Origin of the sequence: Photobacterium sp. GB-1 (genome assembly GCF_003026165.1) — a bacterium.
Classification (GTDB): Bacteria; Pseudomonadota; Gammaproteobacteria; order Enterobacterales; family Vibrionaceae; genus Photobacterium.
The window spans coordinates 369394-389352 of sequence record NZ_PYOB01000001.1; the positions used below are offsets into that span (position 1 = coordinate 369394).

The 19959-nt window shown below is 40.9% G+C and carries 17 protein-coding genes and 1 pseudogene; 10 read left to right on the forward strand and 8 right to left on the reverse strand.

Annotated features, from left to right (window positions below; genetic code table 11):
* Window positions 1-73 precede the first annotated feature (73 nt).
* Window positions 74-1363 (forward strand): citrate synthase, encoded by a 1290-nt coding sequence (locus C9J45_RS01535; RefSeq protein ID WP_107205577.1) that lies wholly within the window; start codon window positions 74-76, stop codon window positions 1361-1363.
* Between the two features lie 84 nt (window positions 1364-1447).
* Here the strand turns inward: C9J45_RS01535 and C9J45_RS01540 are convergent, their stop codons facing one another.
* A complete protein-coding gene (locus C9J45_RS01540; RefSeq protein WP_107292077.1) occupies window positions 1448-2206 on the reverse strand; it encodes a Nif3-like dinuclear metal center hexameric protein in 759 nt (252 codons plus the stop codon).
* Between the two features lie 155 nt (window positions 2207-2361).
* Window positions 2362-2559, reverse strand: a complete 198-nt coding sequence (locus C9J45_RS01545) for a DUF2517 family protein (protein WP_107205575.1) — start codon at window positions 2557-2559, stop codon at window positions 2362-2364.
* Between the two features lie 127 nt (window positions 2560-2686).
* On the opposite strand from C9J45_RS01545, the gene C9J45_RS01550 reads away from it, so the two are divergent.
* Entirely contained in the window at window positions 2687-3475 is a 789-nt protein-coding gene (locus C9J45_RS01550; protein WP_107205574.1) for a DUF1853 family protein, read from the forward strand.
* A gap of 55 nt (window positions 3476-3530) precedes the next feature.
* Here the strand turns inward: C9J45_RS01550 and pgm are convergent, their stop codons facing one another.
* Together pgm and seqA are read right to left on the reverse strand one after the other, a co-directional pair.
* Entirely contained in the window at window positions 3531-5177 is a 1647-nt protein-coding gene (gene pgm, locus C9J45_RS01555; RefSeq protein ID WP_107259387.1) for a phosphoglucomutase (alpha-D-glucose-1,6-bisphosphate-dependent), read from the reverse strand.
* A gap of 37 nt (window positions 5178-5214) precedes the next feature.
* The gene (gene seqA, locus C9J45_RS01560; RefSeq protein WP_107245703.1) at window positions 5215-5760 is read right to left on the reverse strand and encodes a replication initiation negative regulator SeqA; all 546 of its coding nucleotides are present in this window, start codon (window positions 5758-5760) and stop codon (window positions 5215-5217) included.
* Between the two features lie 104 nt (window positions 5761-5864).
* On the opposite strand from seqA, the gene C9J45_RS01565 reads away from it, so the two are divergent.
* The 3 genes and pseudogenes from C9J45_RS01565 to fldA all read left to right on the forward strand — a co-directional run bounded on the left by C9J45_RS01565 (window position 5865) and on the right by fldA (window position 7733).
* The gene (locus tag C9J45_RS01565) at window positions 5865-6629 is read left to right on the forward strand and encodes an alpha/beta fold hydrolase (protein WP_107259385.1); all 765 of its coding nucleotides are present in this window, start codon (window positions 5865-5867) and stop codon (window positions 6627-6629) included.
* Window positions 6630-6795: 166 nt separating this feature from the next.
* Window positions 6796-7012 (forward strand): annotated as a pseudogene (locus C9J45_RS21600) (DUF2788 domain-containing protein).
* Window positions 7013-7205: 193 nt separating this feature from the next.
* A complete protein-coding gene (gene fldA, locus C9J45_RS01575; RefSeq protein WP_107205571.1) occupies window positions 7206-7733 on the forward strand; it encodes a flavodoxin FldA in 528 nt (175 codons plus the stop codon).
* Between the two features lie 73 nt (window positions 7734-7806).
* Here the strand turns inward: fldA and C9J45_RS01580 are convergent, their stop codons facing one another.
* Entirely contained in the window at window positions 7807-8292 is a 486-nt protein-coding gene (locus C9J45_RS01580; protein ID WP_107245705.1) for a DUF4442 domain-containing protein, read from the reverse strand.
* A gap of 192 nt (window positions 8293-8484) precedes the next feature.
* On the opposite strand from C9J45_RS01580, the gene fur reads away from it, so the two are divergent.
* Both fur and C9J45_RS01590 read left to right on the forward strand, forming a co-directional pair.
* Entirely contained in the window at window positions 8485-8931 is a 447-nt protein-coding gene (fur, locus tag C9J45_RS01585) for a ferric iron uptake transcriptional regulator (RefSeq protein ID WP_107205569.1), read from the forward strand.
* Between the two features lie 143 nt (window positions 8932-9074).
* On the forward strand, window positions 9075-10115 hold the full coding sequence (locus C9J45_RS01590; protein ID WP_107245591.1) for a linear amide C-N hydrolase: 1041 nt from the start codon (window positions 9075-9077) through the stop codon (window positions 10113-10115).
* Window positions 10116-10208: 93 nt separating this feature from the next.
* Here C9J45_RS01590 and glnS read toward each other — a convergent pair whose 3' ends face one another.
* The 3 genes from glnS to nagE form a co-directional block, all read right to left on the reverse strand.
* Complete coding sequence (gene glnS, locus C9J45_RS01595; protein ID WP_107205567.1) at window positions 10209-11873, reverse strand: glutamine--tRNA ligase; 1665 nt, start codon at window positions 11871-11873, stop codon at window positions 10209-10211.
* 284 nt (window positions 11874-12157) lie between these two features.
* A complete protein-coding gene (locus C9J45_RS01600) occupies window positions 12158-14821 on the reverse strand; it encodes a beta-N-acetylhexosaminidase (protein ID WP_107259382.1) in 2664 nt (887 codons plus the stop codon).
* Window positions 14822-14992: 171 nt separating this feature from the next.
* Window positions 14993-16483 (reverse strand): N-acetylglucosamine-specific PTS transporter subunit IIBC, encoded by a 1491-nt coding sequence (nagE, locus tag C9J45_RS01605; RefSeq protein ID WP_107245595.1) that lies wholly within the window; start codon window positions 16481-16483, stop codon window positions 14993-14995.
* A gap of 257 nt (window positions 16484-16740) precedes the next feature.
* On the opposite strand from nagE, the gene nagB reads away from it, so the two are divergent.
* From nagB to C9J45_RS01620, 3 genes are read left to right on the forward strand one after another with little or no spacing between them, the layout of a single operon-like run.
* Window positions 16741-17541, forward strand: coding sequence for a glucosamine-6-phosphate deaminase (gene nagB / locus C9J45_RS01610; protein WP_107205564.1), 801 nt, complete (start codon window positions 16741-16743; stop codon window positions 17539-17541).
* A gap of 18 nt (window positions 17542-17559) precedes the next feature.
* Window positions 17560-18696, forward strand: a complete 1137-nt coding sequence (gene nagA / locus C9J45_RS01615) for an N-acetylglucosamine-6-phosphate deacetylase (RefSeq protein ID WP_107205563.1) — start codon at window positions 17560-17562, stop codon at window positions 18694-18696.
* Between the two features lie 2 nt (window positions 18697-18698).
* Window positions 18699-19913, forward strand: a complete 1215-nt coding sequence (locus tag C9J45_RS01620; protein WP_107205562.1) for an ROK family protein — start codon at window positions 18699-18701, stop codon at window positions 19911-19913.
* Window positions 19914-19959: the final 46 nt, after the last annotated feature.

The following is a 19959-nucleotide window of genomic DNA, read 5'->3' on the forward strand; positions in this document are numbered from 1 at the left end:
AGTTGCGCCTGACGGTACAACAAATGCACATCCGCATCGGATTAGGATTATAAAAATAGCAAAGGAGATTGTTATGGCAGATAAGAAAGCTACTCTTCATGTTGAAGGGAAAGCACCTATCGAACTGCCGATTATCGGGGGCTCTGAGGGCCAAGATGTAATTGATGTGCGTAAACTTGGTGCAAACGGCTTTTTTACATTTGACCCAGGTTTTCTAGCAACAGCCTCGTGTGAATCTCAAATTACATACATTGATGGCGAAGAAGGAATCTTGCTTCACAGAGGTTTCCCGATTGATCAATTAGCCAATAACGCAGACTATTTAGAAGTTTGTTTTGTCTTGTTATACGGTGAGGTCCCTACCCGAGCTGAATACGAGCAGTTTAGAACAACAGTTACACGCCATACCATGGTGCATGAACAAATCGCGAGCTTTTTCCATGGCTTCCGTCGTGATGCACACCCAATGGCTATAATGTGTGGTGTTGTTGGTGCTTTATCTGCGTTTTATCATGACTCTCTTGATATTAACAACGATACACACCGTGAGATTGCAGCATTTAGATTGTTATCTAAGATGCCGACATTAGCGGCAATGTGTCATAAGTACACCATCGGACAACCATTTATTTATCCTCGTAATGATCTTGATTACGCGGAAAATTTCCTTCACATGATGTTTGCAACACCTTGTGAAGAATATGAAGTAAGCCCTGTCGTTGCGCGTGCTATGGATAAGATCTTTACCCTACACGCAGATCACGAGCAGAATGCTTCAACGTCAACGGTTCGTCTTGCGGGCTCTTCTGGTGCTAACCCATTTGCTTGTATTGCGGCAGGTATTGCATCTCTTTGGGGGCCTGCGCATGGTGGTGCTAATGAAGCTTGTCTTAAGATGCTTGAAGAAATCGGAACTGTAGAAAACATTCCTGAGTTCATTGAGCGTGCAAAAGATAAAGATGACCCATTCCGCCTAATGGGCTTTGGTCACCGTGTTTACAAAAACTACGACCCTCGTGCAACCGTGATGCGTGAAGCTTGTCATGAAGTGCTTGAAGAGCTGAAGATTGAAGATCCATTACTAGATGTTGCAATGGAACTTGAGCGTATTGCGCTTTCTGATGAGTACTTTGTCAGTAAGAAATTATACCCTAACGTAGATTTCTACTCTGGTATTATTTTAAAAGCGATTGGTATTCCAGTATCAATGTTTACGGTGATCTTTGCGATGTCTCGTACCATTGGTTGGATTGCTCACTGGAACGAAATGCACAGTGATCCAACAAATCGTATTGGTCGACCTCGTCAGCTTTATACTGGTGAATCATTTAGAGAATTTAAGCCTCTTCATGAGCGCGAATAAATTTTCTTGAAAGTGACGATAAATAAAAAGGTTGAGTTTAAATACTCAACCTTTTTTATTTCATCTATCAAAAGACTAGCTAGCCTATACTGGGTTATCGATGTCGATAAACGCCACATCAAAGTTATATTCTTGTGCTAACCATTCACCTAATGCTTTTACACCATAACGCTCTGTGGCGTGATGACCCGCAGCAAAATAATGAATACCTAATTCGCGTGCAATATGCGTGGTTCTTTCAGATACTTCACCCGAAATAAAGGCGTCACAGCCTTGCTGAACGGCTAATTCAATATAATCTTGCCCGCCACCAGTACACCACCCCACTTTTTTTATTAAATGAGATGTACTCGGTGCGATATGTAATGGTTCGCGTTGAAGTGCCATCGCAATTCTTGCCGCGAAATCCTCACCACATATCGCTTGATCTAACTCACCATAAATCGCAACTGAACGAGGATTGCCTAACTCTAAACCACCAGTGATGTCTAAATCTAAACGTTGGGCTAACTGTACATTATTGCCAACTTGCGTATGTACATCTAATGGCAAATGATAAGCATATAAATTAATCCCATTTTCAATCAACGCTTTAATACGTCGATATTTCATACCACGAATTTCAGCAGGCTCACCTTTCCAAAAAAAGCCATGGTGGACAACAATTGCATCGGCTTTCTCTTCAATAGCTCTATCAATCAGAGCCTGACAAGCCGTTACGCCAGTAATAATTTTTTTAACGTCGGGTTTGCCTTCAACTTGTAACCCATTAGGACAATAATCTTTGATCAAGTGAGGAGAAAGAAACTCATTAAGTACGGTTTCTAAAGCAAAATTATTCATCTAATGTTGTCCTTAATCTTATAACTAAAATCTTTTTTAATACTACGATATTAGTTTACTAAAGCTATCTTTATATTAAGAGTTTTCTCTGTATTAACAGTAAATAAATGGTATAAAAAAAGCTGCCAATGGCAGCTTTTCATATTACATGGAAATTATTTTAAGCCTTGCTCAATTTTTTTAAGCCATACAGGCTGAGCGCTAGTTTGCACCCAGTAGCGATGTAAGAAACTACCCATACGCGTACGTTTATTGACAGGTAATAAAAGTAAAACAGGTAATGAAAGCAATCCTGCTAGTACAACAAAAACGCGACGAAAAGTAATATTGAACTTTGAATACTGAGTGTACATAACAGAATCTCTTTATGACTAAATCTGTCACCACTTTAATCGAGTTTATGAAATATTACTACAGATTTTCGTGTAACTTTTCGTCAATATTGTGTCATAAGCCTATATACAAGCGAGTTATGTAAGAATGTTACAAAAAGAAATAGATAAACAATTAACGAAGGATTATCTCGCTGCACTCAATATGCCAAATTTAATCTCATCATACGACTATGTCTGTGACGACACTTGGTTTGAGGTATTTAATCGCGACGCACAACTTCCCTGCATAGCGCCCTATACTGGAAATCGCCGCTTAGGGTTTTACTATCAATGGCTATGGCAGCAATTAATTATTTCTCACCCTCATTACGAATTGATGGAAGAAGAAGTCCAACTTCATTGGCATAAACAGACTGTTGGCTCTATTGATTTTCTGGTTAAAAACTTACGGACTGATGAAATTGAACATTGGGAAGTCGCCATCAAATTTTATCTCGCCTATAACAATAGCTGGCCAGGACCAAATGCTAAAGACAATCTCGATAAGAAAACCAATCGAATGATTGAACATCAACTCAGACTGAGTGAGCATGATGCATTTAAAACTACCTTTGATGAACAGCCAACCAAACGTCGACTCATCATGCAGGGGCGATTATTTCACGCTTGGCCTGAACCACAGCAAGGCTCAACTATTATTATCAACCCAAAGGCTAACACAGGATTATGGTGTTATCAGTCTGATGCTGCACATCTAGTTTTGAAAGTATTGACGAAAAAGCAGTGGATCGCGCCACCTGCTTTCGCTGAACTTGATAAATATCTCGACCTAAATCAAATTACCGTACCAACACAGGCTGTTGATAAAAAAGATAGAGTATGGTTTATCGTTCCGAATCACTGGCCAAAGCATAATAGTGAATTGAGAACATAAGCTTCATATATAAAAAAACGCCCATTGTGGGCGTTTTCTTTATCCATATAACAGGTTATAAACCTGCGTCGGCAAAGACTTTACTGACAATTTCCTGTGCTTCTTGCTCAATAAGCGCTAGATGTTCTTTGCCCTTAAAGCTTTCACAATAGATTTTGTAAATATCTTCTGTACCCGATGGACGAGCAGCAAACCAACCATTTTCAGTCGTCACTTTTAAACCACCAATCGCAGCACCATTACCTGGCGCATGAGTTAGACGTGCGGTGATTGGTTCACCAGCTAGTGTTTCAGCTGAAACCATTTCGGGAGAAAGCTTACTTAATACCGCTTTCTGCTCTTTATTCGCGACAGCTTGCAAACGAGAATATTCTGAACGTCCAAACTTATCTGCTAACTCTTCGTAATATTCTTGCGGTGTTTTACCGGTTACAGCAGTGATCTCTGCAGCTAACAAACACAGTAAAATACCGTCTTTATCTGTTGACCAAGGCGTGCCGTCTTTACGTAAGAAAGATGCACCCGCACTTTCTTCACCGCCAAAACCTAACTTACCGCTAAATAAGCCATCAACAAACCATTTAAAACCGACTGGAACTTCAACAAGTTCACGGCCTAATGCTGCAACAACACGATCAATCAACGCACTAGATACTAGTGTTTTACCCACTGCAACTTGCTTAGCCCAATCGTTACGATGACGGAATAAGTAATCAATACATACGGCAAGATAATGGTTAGGATTCATTAAACCTGCAGGTGTTACGATGCCATGACGGTCGTAATCAGGATCGTTACCAAACGCTAGATCGTAATTATCTTTGTACGCCAGTAACCCAGCCATTGCATATGGTGATGAACAGTCCATACGCACTACGCCATCTTTATCTAATGACATAAAACGAAATGATGGGTCAATAGATTCATTAACAAGTGTTAGATCTAGCGCATAATATGCGGCAATTTGACGCCAGTATTCAATACCAGAACCACCAAGAGGATCTACACCCAACTTCAGCTCTGATTTTTGAATCGCGTCCATATTTATAACATTTACAAGATCTGCGACATACGGTGCAACTAAATCTTGCTCAACAACAAGTTGTGAAGCTAAAGCGTCGACAATAGATACACGCTTAACATCTACCAAACCGTTTGCAATGATTTCATTAGCACGGCGTTCAATCGCTGTTGTTAATTCACTTTCAGCGGGTCCACCATGGACAGGATTATATTTAATACCGCCATCTTGAGGTGGATTATGCGATGGCGTGATAACAATACCATCAGCTTTATCATCATGTGCTTTGTTGTAACAAAGGATAGAGTGAGAAATGCCAGGTGTCGGGGTATATCCCTTACCTTGTTGAATAACAACTTGAACATTATTAGCAACAAGTACTTCTAACGTTGAAGTAAAAGCAGGCTCTGATAATGCATGGGTATCTTTTCCTAAAAAAAGTGGCCCCATCACTCCATTTTCAGCACGCACTTCAGCAATGGCTTGTGCAATGGCCCAAATATGATGCTGATTAAATGTGCCTTTATCTGCTGTTCCTCGATGACCTGAAGTACCAAACTCTACTTGCTGCGATACATCTTGAGCACTTGGCTCTATAAGAAAATAATTAGCGATAAGTGCTGGAATGTTATGCATATCTTCTTGCTGAGCTCGTTGCCCAGCACGAGGATGAATAGCCATAGTTTTATCCTTGTTATTTGACCTCAATATCTGACAATTAGATTTCGCCACATACCTTATCAATAATGTCTGAACCAAATCCCATCTTAGTCATCAGCTGGTCAATCATTTGACGCTTACGCTCAGTATTTGTATTTGTAATCACCCAGAATGGTGTTGATGGAATCGACTTAGGTTTCGTCGTTTTACCACTTGCTAGTAACGTTTCTTCATCATGAGCAAAGTAAACGCGGGTACGACCTTTAATTGCAGCAGCTTCAGCAAAGCCTTCTGCATCAATGCTATACAAAGAAGACAAGATCATCATAAAACGACCAATTGCTTTTTCTTGTGCGGCAAATTCATCAGAGATCAATACTGTTCGCATTTCTTTAACACGATCCATCGTTGGTACATTGCCAGCATCTTTACTAACAACGATCCCTTTCGGACGAACAGGCATTACCACAGCAGGCTGCTGTAGTAGTTGCTCTTCAGGTACCATAAGCAAGCGACGCAAAATATCAGAAGCACTTTCACCAATATGTTGAGTTTGGCTAGCAATATAACGATATAGTTCTTCGTCTACTTCAATAGTCTTCATCGTATTATTCATTATCGTTCCGTTAAAAAATCTGGCTACGATTATAGCTTGATCCGAGGTTATACTCTACGGTAAATACCACAACTAATTAGAGAAAATAGTCAGTGAATCTTCATTATCAAGTTGAAGGCGATGGAAAAACGATCATTTTGATCCATGGCTTATTCGGCAGTGCTGCTAATCTAGGGCTTTTAGCCAGATATTTGAAAAATAACTATAAAGTAATTAGCGTTGATCTTCGTAACCATGGATTGTCCCCACACAGTGATCATTTTACCTATCAGGATATGGCACAAGATGTGCTGAATGTGATCAACCACTTAGATATTGATCAATTTTCGGTAATTGGTCATTCAATGGGTGGAAAAGTAGCCATGGCATTGGCTGCATTAGCACCAAATCACTTAGAACATTTGGTTGTATTGGATATGGCTCCGGTTAGCTATCAAACACATCGGCATCAAAATGTGTTTAATGGTTTACAAGAAGTGAATAAACATACCATTACCAAGCGTAGTGAGGCCGAACAGTTTCTTGCTCAATATGTTGAAGACGCCAGTGTTAGACAATTTTTACTTAAATCTCTCGCCAAACAGGGTGAACATTACCAATGGCGATTTAATGTTGATGGGATTATTGCCAACTACAGCACCATTATGGGCTGGCAGCCTGCTGTAGAGCCATTCAAAGGCAAGACATTATTTATTAAAGGCCAAGAATCTGACTATATCATGCCAGAATATCGGGATGAAATTATGCGCCAATTCTCTCACGCCAAAGCACATATGGTGGCAAATACTGGACATTGGCTCCATGCCGAAAAACCTGAAACGGTGACCCGTATCATCACAAACTTCCTTGATAAATAACATGCTTATCTCGTTGTTAGCATGCTCATTAACAACGAGATATTGCATAACCACAATGTTAAATACTTTTTTAACTATGCTATAGTCTCATCAAATGGATATACCTGAATGACTTTAAATACCAAGTATTTTGAGGTTACTTGGGTATATATCAAAAGGATTTGTTATGCTTTATGGATACATAGACTTAATTAAATCTATTGGGCTGGATCTTGTTTTTACCACTATTTTTTCTTTCTCGGTATGGCAATAAAAGATGTCTTAAAACAAGGTAATGTCCATCCTTTTAGACAAAAAGTTGCTCGGCTAGTCTAATTTCTGGCTGTGCTGGATTTATAACCAAAGGCATTATTCAGCTAAGATGGGAAGATACTGGGATTTAATTATTAGCGTTAATTGTGTAACTTATGATGATTATATCAACACCTAAACACTTAGTTCTTGCGGGTAATGCTACCGTTTAGACGAAAAAATATACAAAACGTCAGTAAACAGTAATTATCATTGCACCGTTTCTACTGATTTCTGTAAACTGCGATGCAGCAGTTAACTATTTATATACGGGTAATCTCTACTATGGCAAGCGTTGGACTCTTCTTTGGTAGCGACACAGGTAATACCGAAGCTGTCGCTAAAATGATTCAAAAGCAACTTGGTGACAAGCTAGTTGAAGTAAAAGATATCGCAAAAAGCAGCAAAGAAGATATCGACAACTTTGATCTATTGCTACTTGGTATTCCTACTTGGTACTACGGTGAACCACAGTGTGATTGGGATGACTTTTTCCCAGAGCTTGAGCAAGTTGATTTTTCAACTAAACTTGTGGCTATCTTCGGTTGTGGTGACCAAGAAGATTACGCAGAATATTTCTGTGATGCGATGGGTACTGTGCGTGACATCGTTGAAGGTCGCGGTGCAACTGTTGTGGGTAACTTCTCAACAGAAGGCTTTGAGTTTGAAGCTTCAAAAGCACTTGTTGATGACAACCACTTCGTAGGTTTATGTATTGATGAAGATCGCCAACCAGAGCTTACAGCACAGCGTGTTAAGCAATGGGTTGAGCAAATTTATGATGAAATGTGCTTAGCAGAACTTGCTGATTAATCGCATTGAGATCATCAAAAAAACGCGCTTATCAAGCGCGTTTTTTTATACATCTTTTTAGCGATATTTTCACTCAAGATATCGCATTCGATTCCGTTCGATATTCTGGTTTTTTCCTTACATATAAGGTTCGCTCAACTTGAGAAACTAACTCCCCTCGACTATTTAATACATTGACCGTAAAAGAGGGAAAATACTTATCACCAGATTTTGTTACTTGCTTTATCTCTTCAATACACTGTTCAGAAATCACAAAATCAGCGGTTAAATCACTATCGCCCGGTTGAATAAAGTTGATATTTGCTTGTTTATCCCAGACATAATACTCACGTCCAAGTATGCCCATTAACATCAAAGAATAAACAGGATCTGTAAGTGAAAAAATACTTCCACCATACTGTGTACGGTTTGCATTCTTATTCCACCAGCGCAGCTTCAATTTTATACGAACATATCGAAAATCATCACTGATCGTCATAATCTTAATACCCGCCCCCCAAAAGGGTGGCCATAGATTCAGCGCACATTTCACAACACTTGGCTTATAAACGTTAAACAATATGAAAGCCCCCATCTGGTACGATGAGTTTATATTTACATAAATTTTACATACATTCAAACACTAGAAATTATACATATCTCCTAGTTTCCTCTGCTTTTAAGGTTTATTGTTATCGTTGCGTCACTTATAATAGTTAGAAATGAAAAAGACTACTGCAACACCTTTGCGGATAGCCAATAGGAAATTTTGATGTCAGATAATAATCATGCGCTAAAACAAGCAGGCTTAAAAGTTACTCTTCCACGCCTTAAAATTTTGGAAGTACTGCAAGAACCTGATTGCCAACACATCAGTGCTGAAGACTTGTACAAAAAACTTATCGATATTGGCGAAGAAATTGGCCTAGCTACAGTCTATCGCGTACTCAACCAGTTTGATGATGCAGGCATTGTCACACGACATCATTTTGAAGGTGGTAAATCTGTTTTCGAACTATCAACTCAACACCACCATGATCATCTAGTTTGTTTAGATTGTGGTAAAGTTATCGAGTTTTCAGATGACATCATCGAAGATCGTCAAAAACAAATTGCAGAAAGCTTCAATGTTCGCTTAACAAATCATAGCCTATATCTATATGGTCATTGCATGAAAGGCAATTGCGCCGAAGATGAAACTCTTCACGACCCAAAGTAATACTTTAAAAGAGCCAGTGTATTTCCACTGGCTTTTTTATTTGATACTTAGTTCACCTTTCAAACATTGTTACAAATAACCACATTACAAAATGGTGTTTTTTACTATATATCTATGCCAACTATTTTATATGGATGTTATAGATGAAAGTAAAACCATTAGTACTCGCATTAATCACCACCCTATCTCTTTCAAGCCTAATATCTAACGCAAATGCTTGTACTCGTATCCTTTGGCAAACAGAAGATCATGGTGTCTTTGTTTCTCGTACTATGGATTGGTCTGAATCCACAAACCCTTACTTAGCAAACTTTCCTCAAGGTTCAGAATACACAACGCACCTGAGTAATAAGAACCTTGTTACATCCAAATTTGCTGTCACGGGGATCACTGCTTACGGCATTCTAATGGATGGTATTAACTCACAAGGGCTCAGTGGTAATATTCTTTATGATGGTGGAATGGATCTCGGCAAAGGGAATAATAAACAAACCGATGGCGCAATTACCTACCTTCGCCATATGTTGTCGCAACATAAAACAGTGAATGATGTTGTAAAAGCAGCCACCGCACTTGCCCCTAACGAAGAATTTATTGAAGGAATTCCTGTTCGCATTGCTCTGCATTTATCTTTCCAAGATCCAACGGGCGACAGCGCTATTATTGAATGGCGTGAGGGCAAACCTCAAATTTGGCATGGAAAACAATATACCGTCATGACAAATCAGCCTGGTTATGCCCAACACCTTGCGAATATTAAACGTTCTGCACGTGGATGGGGCGAACAAGATCAACAATGGAGCCAAACAAATTTAGGCACTGGCGGTAACACTAATCCTGAAGATCGTTTCGTTCATGCCACCTATTTTTCAGAGCACTTAAAAGAACCAACGAGCATCATCAATGGCATTTTAAAGCTCGAGTCAACGATGTTTCGTATTCCTCATGATGCGCCAAACCGCCCTATTAACGGTAAAATGACAGGTTACGCAACAGAGTATTCGGTAAATAGGCATTTACAATCAGGTGAGACTTTCGTTCGCTATCAATGGGGAGATATATTTAGTCAATTTAAATACAACACCCAAGATATTCAAAAATCAGGCAAAATGATTTTCTTCAAATTAAGCAATGCTGAGCTTGCGGGGAATATTACAGAGCAAGTCATTAACTCTGGACATTAATAGCCATGTTATATCATCGATTTAGATAGCTATTAATAAAAAACCGCATCACAAGAGCGATGCGGTTTTTATTAGCTGAAATCAGAGACTGAATTAGTCGCCAATTTTCGCCCAAGTATCACGAAGGCCGACTGTGCGGTTGAAGACTAAATGCTCAGGGCTTGAGTCTTTGTTATCTGCACAGAAGTAACCCATACGCTCAAATTGGTAAGCTTTTTCAGCTTCAGCAGCAACCAATGATGGTTCAACGAAACCGTTAACTACTGTTAGAGAGTCAGGGTTGATCACTGATACAAAATCATCTGCCGCACCAGGGTTTGGTACTGTAAATAGGCGATCGTATAAACGAATTTCTGCTGGAATACCCGCTTCTGCTGATACCCAGTGAATAACACCTTTTACTTTACGACCATCTGCTGGGTTCTTACCTAATGTATCTTTATCGTAAGAACAGAAAATTGTGGTGATATTACCTTCCGCATCCTTTTCGATGCGATCCGCTTGAATCACATAGGCGCCACGTAAGCGAACTTCTTTACCTAATACTAAACGCTTGTATTTCTTATTCGCTTCTTCGCGGAAATCTTCACGCTCAATGTATAGCTCGCGGCTAAATGGCACTTCACGCGAACCCATTTCAGGTTGATTCGGATGATTAGCGACAGTAAGCATTTCTGTCTCACCATCAAAGTTTTCAATCACAACTTTAACAGGATCAAGAACCGCCATTGCACGTGGTGCGTTTTCGTTTAGATCGTCACGAATACAAGATTCTAGTGAGCTGATCTCGATAGTGTTGTCTTGCTTAGTCACACCGATACGCTTACAGAACTCACGCATAGATGCCGGTGTGAAACCACGACGACGCAGGCCAGAAATAGTTGGCATACGTGGATCATCCCAACCATTAACCAATTTATCAGTCACAAGTTGGTTCAGCTTACGCTTCGACATCACAGTGTATTCAAGGTTTAGACGGCTAAACTCATACTGATGCGGTGTACAATCGATAGTGATGTTTTCAAGAACCCAATCGTATAGACGACGGTTGTCCATGAACTCAAGGGTACAAATAGAGTGCGTAATGCCCTCTAGCGCATCAGAAATACAGTGTGTGAAGTCGTACATTGGGTAAATGCACCACTTATCACCCGTTTGATGGTGAGTCGCAAAACGTACACGGTAGATCACTGGATCGCGCATAACCATAAATGGTGATGCCATGTCGATCTTCGCACGAAGACACATTTTGCCTTCTTCAACCTCACCGTTCTTCATTTTGTCGAATAGAGCTAAGTTTTCTTCAACGCTACGATCGCGGTATGGGCTATGCTTACCTGGCTCAGTTAATGTGCCACGGTACTCACGCATCTGCTCTGGACTTAGCTCATCAACGTACGCTAAGCCTTTATTAATTAATTCAATTGCGAACCCGTATAGCTTATCGAAGTAGTTTGATGAATAACAAATATCACCGCTCCACTCAAAGCCCAACCAGTTAACATCGTTCTTAATAGACTCAACGTATTCGATGTCTTCTTTCTCAGGGTTAGTATCATCAAAACGAAGATTACATTGACCCTGATAGTCCTGAGCAATACCGAAGTTCAAACAAATAGATTTAGCATGGCCGATATGCAGGTAACCATTCGGCTCCGGCGGGAATCGGGTATGTACGCTTGTATGTTTGCCACTTGCTAAATCCGCATCAATAATTTGGCGGATAAAGTTAGTTGGACGAGCTTCAGATTCACTCATCAATTACACCTCGTGTGCTTACAGGATTGAGAACTGTATATGATCCATAAATATGGCTCATGACTCAACAAATAGTATGCATTGTTTGTCGATATGGATAAAAAAGCCCCGTAATAACGGAGTTTGTATCCTACCACTATACATTAATGCCCTAATTAGGCGCATTAAAAACATGACCATTAATTTGATAGCCATGATTTTTACCTAACTTAATAAAAAAAGCCGATGAAGGTTTCCCTTCACCGGCTGATATTTTAACAGTTAAAGCGTGTTTACATCGTAACTTATAATGATGTTACACGGCTGAAACGTTTACCGTCTGCGCTTACTGCACGGATTTCAACTTTACCCGATACACTTGGTTGTGCTTTCGCATTGTAAGTGTTCCACGTTTTGCCTTCGTCCGTTGAGTATTGTAGTGCTAAGCCAGGCATACTTACGTTCATTGCAAGTTTACCATTTTCAATTTTTGCACCAGGTACTGGTACACGGTACTGAATACCTGCCGCATCAAGTTTAGCTAGTTCACGTTGACCAAGAACGTTAGCAAAACGCTCCCACTCGTTGTGAAGGGCTTTCTTGTCCACAAGGTTTGAGTCTTGTGAGTATTCAACACCTGCTTGGTACTCATTTTCCCACTCACCTTTGTGCCATGCACGCTCAGCTGCTGCTAGTACGCGAGGGAATACCATGTACTCGTATTGATCATCGTTACCTACAGTTTCACTCCAAAGCTGAGCAGACAGACCGTGGAAGCCTTTCGATTCAACCGTACCTTTACTTGCAAAGCCATTGCCATCACGATCGAGTGATGTTTCTGCGTTCTGAGGTAAGTTTGCAGGTGCAAAACCAAACATCTTACGTGTATCTGTTGCACGTGTTGCCCAGTAGTAACCGCGCTCTGATGGATCTACTTCATATGGCATATCCATGTATACGTAATCTGGGTTTGATACTACAACATCATAGCCTTTGTTAGCCCACTCGTATGCAGATGCACCACCGCCCCAGTATAGAACATCCCAGAAGTTCACACGTACGTTATCTGTGTCAAATGCTTTCGCATCTTTCGAGTACTTCAAGCCATCTTGCCATGCTTGGAAATTCTCAATACCCTTGCTATTAACCACAGCACTTACACGCTCAGCAAAGTAGCTTGGTAGACGATCGTAATCACTTACCACACCTTCTGCGATCAATTTCTGACACATTGGTGATTTTTGGTATGGCTTATCTTGCTTAGATTGATCAATTGAACCCGTCCAAGCTGTTTGCTCTGCAGCGTTAATATCTTGGAAGCCTGCATTTAACTTGATGTTCTTCGCTTCATCACCACCGAAATGCCATGTATTTAGCGGCATGCCCGCGTCTTTATGCATTGCTTGAATTTCAGTAATGACTTTATCAACAAACTTTGCTGACGAATCCATACATGGGTTAATAAAACTACGCTTATCGTAGAACTGTACTGTCGTTACGTTTGACGTATCTTGTGGATCCATCAAGCGATATTCATTCGCTTCATCCATCTTGCCTTCAGCAGCTAGACGCTTGTAACGCGCTTCCATTGCTACCACCGCTGCACGCGCGTGAGCTGGCATATCAATTTCAGGGATCACTTCGATACCACGTGCTTTCGCATATTTTAGAATATCTAAGTAATCTTGCTTGCTGTAGAAACCTGAACCATCGTTCTCAGATGTTGGGCCTGAGCCTAGTTGAGGAAGAAGACAGCTTGTTTCTGATAAATCATGACAACGCTTACCACCGATTTCTGTCAATTCTGGAAGACCCGGAATTTCGATACGCCAACCTTCATCATCAGATAGGTGGAAGTGGAATTTGTTCATCTTGTACGCTGCCATTTGATCTAGCGTACGTAGGATCGCTTCTTTAGAGTGGAAGTTACGACCCACATCAACCATTACACCACGATAATCAAAACGTGGTGCGTCCAATACATTTAATGTTGGAATGCTGTTATCTGCACCGGTAGACATCAGTGAGATCAGAGACTGCATACCGTAGAACGCACCTTGGTTATCAAAACCAGTAACGGTGGCGCCCTTCTTAGTTACGTCTAGCTTATAAGCACCAACAATTTGCTGATCCTTCTTAAACGAACCCGGTAAAATTGTTACTTTTACTGGGTATTCACCCTGCGCGTTCACACCAAGCTGTGCTAAACGAGCCTCTACTGCAGCCATCATGTCAGCAGGTAGCGTTAGGTTGTCGATCTTAATACCGTTAGCTAGAGAAACAGTATCGCCAGTTAATTTAGTACTTAGCGGTGTAGGTAAAATAGTGCCAGCTACTTCTTCAGAAGCCACTAAGTTTACATCGCTGTTTTTCTCAAAACGTGTTTCTGGTGTCGCTAATACGTTATTATCCGCTTTAACACGCTTAAATTGATCGCCTTTTAATGGCGTTAAGTAATCTGCAGGGTTAGCTGTATCTGTGCTAACAATTGTTTTTGGTTCTGCATTACCTGCTGTTACATATGCACGAGGCATGTAATCATTTTCAAATAAAGTCCAATATTCACCGATGTAAGGGATAACAACCTTTTCACCTTCAGCAAAACCATCGAACTTATCTGTTGGCTCTAGTGTGTGTAGATCACCTGTTACATGAGTAACTTTGAATTGATCATTCTGCACTTCTAGGATTTGACGAATACTGCTGAAGTAAATTTTCCAATCTTTATTCGTCACCGCTGGACCTTTATTTTCCAGCGTTAAATTAATCAAATCACATGATGCCCATTCCGCACCCAGTGTTTTACATGGCAAGCCTTCTTCTGCACCGTGCTGAATAGCGACTTCGTAGTTAAGATCTAGGTTTGACGCTAGGTTATTTACTACAGTTTGATCATTGTTTCCTTTACTTGCACAACCCGTCACCGCTAATGCAATAAAAGATGCTAACGCCGTAAGTTTAATAGTCATGATATATTCCTTTCTCCCGATATCTCTTCTAAAAAAGTGAAGAGAAAATCAATACGAGCCCAAACGTTGGGTACTCAAAATGCCGGCCCTATCATTCCATGTTTGAAAATAATAAGGCCGGTTTTATTAAAGGTCTTGCGGTATTACTTAATTACTGAAGAATTCAGGTAATTATGGAAGTTTTACAGAAGATAGATCTTCTGACGCTGGGATTTTCTTCATTTCGCCAGCAACAATTTCAGCTAGAGGGCCAAGGATAACCTGAAGGTTATTTGAACCTAGTTTAACTACACCCATCGCACCTAGTGCTTTTAACGTTTTCTCGTTAGCAAGACTGCTGTCTTTTAGCGTTAGGCGTAGACGTGTAATACAAGCATCAATGTTCTCTAGGTTACCGTGACCACCCAGTGCTTTTAAGTACTGCTTCGCTAGCTCGCTAGTTTCTGCAGAACCTGCAACTGATGAAGTCTCTTCTTCGTCGTCTTCACGGCCAGGCGTTTTAAGGTTGAACTTAACAATCGCGAAGCGGAATACAAAGTAGTAGATGAAGAAGAATGCAATACCTTGAACAATCAGCATATACCACTGAACAGCTAGTGGGTTGCGTGATGACAAGAACATATCAACTAGACCTGCAGAGAAACCGAAACCTGCAATCCACTGCATAGATGCTGCGATGTATACAGATAGACCCGCTAGTGCTGCGTGAATTACGTACAGTACTGGTGCTAGGAACATGAATGCAAATTCTAGCGGCTCAGTAACACCTGTGAAGAATGATGCAAAACCAGCAGCTAGTAGTAGAGATGCTACGCGCTCTTTATTCTTCGCTTTCGCAGTGTGGTACATCGCAAGTGCCGCACCTGGTAGACCAAACATCATGATTGGGAAGAAACCAGCTTGGTACATACCAGTGACACCTGGAGTTGCTGTACCTTCAGCGATTGATTTCGCGCCGCCTAGGAAGTTAGGAATATCGTTAATACCTGCTACGTCAAACCAGAATACTGAGTTTAGTGCGTGGTGAAGACCTACAGGAATCAATAGACGGTTGAAGAATGCATATAGACCCGCACCTACAGAACCCATACCTTGGATGCTTTCACCAAAATGTACTAGACCGCCGTAAATTGATGGCCAAACAACCATCAAGATACCTGCAATAACGATACCAGCAATAGATGTTAGAATTGGTACTAAACGCTTACCACTAAAGAACGCTAGTGCTTTGTGTAGTTCTACGTTTGAGAAACGGTTGTACAACTCAGCTGATACGATACCGACTAAGATACCTACGAATTGGTTATTGATTTTACCAAATGCAGCTGGAACTGCGCTTGGGTCAATACCTTGGATTTGCGCGACTGCACCCGGTGCAAGAAGCGTTGTTACCACAAGGAAACCTACAAAACCAGAAAGTGCTGCTGCACCATCTTTATCTTTAGACATGCCGTATGCAACACCCACTGCAAACAGTACAGACATGTTATCAATAATTGCCGCACCAGCCTTGATCAAGAAAGCAGCTAATGCAGAGTTTGCACCCCAGCCGTTCGGATCAATCCAGTAACCGATACCCATTAAGATTGCCGCTGCAGGAAGTACTGCAACTGGCACCATTAATGCCTTACCTACTTTTTGAAAATATCCAAGAATATTCACCCTTAGTTCCCCCTATGGTTTTCTTAGATGTAATTAAATAACTGTTTATAAGCTATCCGTATTAAGTTATCCGCAGTTTAAGAAATTAATTTCGCCCCGCAAATTAAAAGCTCATCATTTGTGATCTCAATCACCGACGGAGGTTAGAACTGAGTGATTTTGCTAGCTCGATCATAAAACTTATTTTATCATTCGAAACAAAGGCGCTATGTCGCTAAGATTTTTCCTGTTTTAACTTTCTTCAACGAGGTATCAACGTGAGACTAATCCCGCTAAATAACGCTAAAGATGTTGGTTTATGGTCAGCTCGCTACATCGCAGATCGTATCAATAAATTCGAACCATCAGCTGAGCGTCCATTTGTATTGGGTCTACCAACTGGTGGTACACCACTTGCAACTTACAAACGTCTTATCGAGCTATACCAAGCTGGTGAAGTAAGCTTTAAACATGTTGTTACTTTCAACATGGATGAGTACGTAGGCATGCCTGCAGATCACCCAGAATCATACCGTAACTTCATGTACAACAACTTCTTCAACCACGTTGACATCCAAGAAGAGAACATTAACCTTCTTGATGGTAACGCAGAAGATCACGTTGCTGAATGCCAACGTTACGAAGATAAGATCAAATCTTACGGTAAAATCAACCTATTCATGGGCGGTGTAGGCAACGACGGCCACATTGCTTTCAATGAGCCAGCATCATCATTAGCATCTCGTACACGAATCAAAACACTAACGCACGAAACGCGTATTGCTAACTCTCGCTTCTTCGATGGCGATATCAACCAAGTACCTAAGTACTCGCTAACTATCGGTGTTGGTACATTACTAGATTCTGAAGAAGTCATGATCCTTATCACTGGCCACAACAAAGCACAGGCACTACAAGCTGCGGTTGAAGGCAGTGTCAATCACCTATGGACAGTATCTGCACTGCAGCTACATCCTAAATCAATGATTGTTTGTGATGAGCCATCAACTCAAGAGCTAAAAGTGAAGACCGTTAAGTACTTCCAAGAACTAGAAGCGGAAAATATTAACCACCTTTAATCCTATTAAGGAATATTCATGTACGCGCTTACCAACTGTAATATTTTTACCGGTAGCGAAGTGCTGAATAACCACGCCGTCATTATTGACGGCGTGAACATTCATGCAATCTGCCCGATTAATCATTTACTCGATGGCATCGACACTATCGATCTTCATGGTGCAAACCTCTCTCCTGGCTTTATTGACTTACAATTAAATGGTTGTGGAGGGGTGATGTTCAACAATGAAACCACCGCCGAAGCCATTGATATTATGCACCAAGCCAACCTAAAATCAGGTTGTACTAGCTTTCTCCCTACGCTTATCACCTCCCCCGACGAAGACATGAAACGTGCAGTTTCAGCTATTCGTGACTATCAAGCAAAATACCACAATCAAGCATTAGGCCTACACCTAGAAGGCCCTTATATTAATGTTGTAAAGAAAGGGGTTCACCGCCCGGATTTCATTCGTCCAGCGAGTGACGATATGATTGCGTTCTTGTGTGATAATGCTGATGTTATTACTAAAGTCACTCTCGCACCTGAACTGAATTCACCTGAGCATATTCAGAAACTGATTGATTCAGGTATTGTCGTATCGGCAGGACACAGTAATGCGACATACGAAGAAGCAAGACAAGGCTTCGATCTCGGTATTAGTTTTACTACGCATTTATTCAATGCGATGAGTCCAGTAGAAGGTCGTTCGCCAGGTCTAGTTGGCGCTATTTACGATAGCAGTGAAATCTATACAGGCGTTATTGCTGACGGTTTCCATGTTGACTATGCCAATATCCGCATGGCTCATAAAATGAAGAATACGCGTTTAGTTTTAGTGACCGATGCCACAGCTCCAGCAGGTGCAAACATCGATAGCTTTCTTTTTACTGGGACAAAGGTATATTACCGAAACGGCATGTGTGTAACTGAAGAAGGCACACTTGGTGGTTCAGCACTGACAATGATTGAAGCAATTCAAAATAGTGTTGAACATGTAGGTATCGCCTTGGACGAAGCGATTCGTATGGCCACACTTTATCCTGCTCGCGCTATTGGTGTAGACAAGAAACTTGGGGCTATAAGAAAAGGCATGGTAGCAAATCTTACTGTGTTTGATCGCGATTATCATGTTCAGGCGACAATTGTTAATGGTGAATACAAACAGAGCTAATTATGACAGGCGGACAAATTGGTAATGTTGATCTCGTAAAACAGCTAAACAGTGCAGCTGTTTATCGCTTGATTGACTTGCAGGGCCCTATTTCACGTATTCAGGTGGCTGATGTTAGTCAGCTTGCTCCTGCCAGTGTTACTAAAATAACCCGCCAACTACTTGAGCGCGGCCTAATCAAAGAGGTCGCGCAACAAGCATCAACCGGCGGTAGACGGGCAATATCGCTGACAACTGAATCAGCAGCATTTCATTCTATTGCGGTGCGTATTGGTCGAAATTACATTGAAATAACCCTTTATGATTTAAGTGGTAACCATATAACAGGTACCGCTCACCCATTTTCTTATACCAGCCAACAAGCCTTAATTGATGGTTTACTTGAGCATATCCAAAATTTCATCAGTAATAACCAAAATGTAATGAAAGAATTGGTTGCATTTGGTATTACGCTCCCCGGCTTAGTGAACCCTGAGCATGGTATTGTGGAATATATGCCACATATTGAAATTGATGACTTTCCATTAGCTGACATTATTAAAAAACAATTCGGTGTTATTTGTTTTGTCGGTAATGATATTCGAGGCCTAGCGCTAGCTGAACATTACTTCGGTGCAAGCCGCGATTGTAAAGACTCAATTCTAGTCAGTGTTCACAACGGTACAGGTGCCGGTATTATTGTTAATGGTCAAGTATTCTTGGGCTTTAACCGTAACGTGGGCGAGATCGGCCATATTCAAATCGATCCTTTAGGCGATAAATGCCAATGCGGTAATTTTGGTTGTTTAGAAACAGTCGCAGCCGATCCCGCAATAGTTAAAAATGTTCAACATTTGCTCGACCAAGGCTATCCAAGTTCATTACAAGCGCTTGAAGATATAACAATGCTTGCGATTTGTAATGCGGCAAATGATGGTGATGAGTTAGCAACCCAAGCGTTGATAAAAGTTGGAAATCAATTGGGCAAAGCTCTTGCGATGACCATCAATTTGTTCAACCCTCAAAAAATCATTCTTGCGGGTAACATTACTCATGCCCAAGAGATTGTTTTTCCAGCGATTCGACGTTGTGTTGAAACACAATCACTCTCAAGATTTCATCATGACTTACCGGTTGTTGCATCTGAGCTTTATAACCAGCCGACCATAGGTGCATTTTCAATGATCAAACGCGCCATGTTAAACGGTGTATTATTACAGCTTCTATTAGAAGACTAATCACAGCACCATATAAATTCAGAGCAAAGGGGCGTATTGATTTAAT

Excerpts from the sequence above, each read along its gene's own strand:
- C9J45_RS01535 (WP_107205577.1), top strand. The coding sequence starts at position 74 with ATGGCAGATAAGAAAGCTACTCTTCATGTTGAAGGGAAAGCACCTATC.
- C9J45_RS01540 (WP_107292077.1), bottom strand. The coding sequence starts at position 2,206 with ATGAATAATTTTGCTTTAGAAACCGTACTTAATGAGTTTCTTTCTCCT.
- C9J45_RS01545 (WP_107205575.1), bottom strand. The coding sequence starts at position 2,559 with ATGTACACTCAGTATTCAAAGTTCAATATTACTTTTCGTCGCGTTTTT.
- C9J45_RS01550 (WP_107205574.1), top strand. The coding sequence starts at position 2,687 with ATGTTACAAAAAGAAATAGATAAACAATTAACGAAGGATTATCTCGCT.
- pgm (WP_107259387.1), bottom strand. The coding sequence starts at position 5,177 with ATGGCTATTCATCCTCGTGCTGGGCAACGAGCTCAGCAAGAAGATATG.
- seqA (WP_107245703.1), bottom strand. The coding sequence starts at position 5,760 with ATGAAGACTATTGAAGTAGACGAAGAACTATATCGTTATATTGCTAGC.
- fldA (WP_107205571.1), top strand. The coding sequence starts at position 7,206 with ATGGCAAGCGTTGGACTCTTCTTTGGTAGCGACACAGGTAATACCGAA.
- fur (WP_107205569.1), top strand. The coding sequence starts at position 8,485 with ATGTCAGATAATAATCATGCGCTAAAACAAGCAGGCTTAAAAGTTACT.
- C9J45_RS01590 (WP_107245591.1), top strand. The coding sequence starts at position 9,075 with ATGAAAGTAAAACCATTAGTACTCGCATTAATCACCACCCTATCTCTT.
- glnS (WP_107205567.1), bottom strand. The coding sequence starts at position 11,873 with ATGAGTGAATCTGAAGCTCGTCCAACTAACTTTATCCGCCAAATTATT.
- C9J45_RS01600 (WP_107259382.1), bottom strand. The coding sequence starts at position 14,821 with ATGACTATTAAACTTACGGCGTTAGCATCTTTTATTGCATTAGCGGTG.
- nagA (WP_107205563.1), top strand. The coding sequence starts at position 17,560 with ATGTACGCGCTTACCAACTGTAATATTTTTACCGGTAGCGAAGTGCTG.
- C9J45_RS01620 (WP_107205562.1), top strand. The coding sequence starts at position 18,699 with ATGACAGGCGGACAAATTGGTAATGTTGATCTCGTAAAACAGCTAAAC.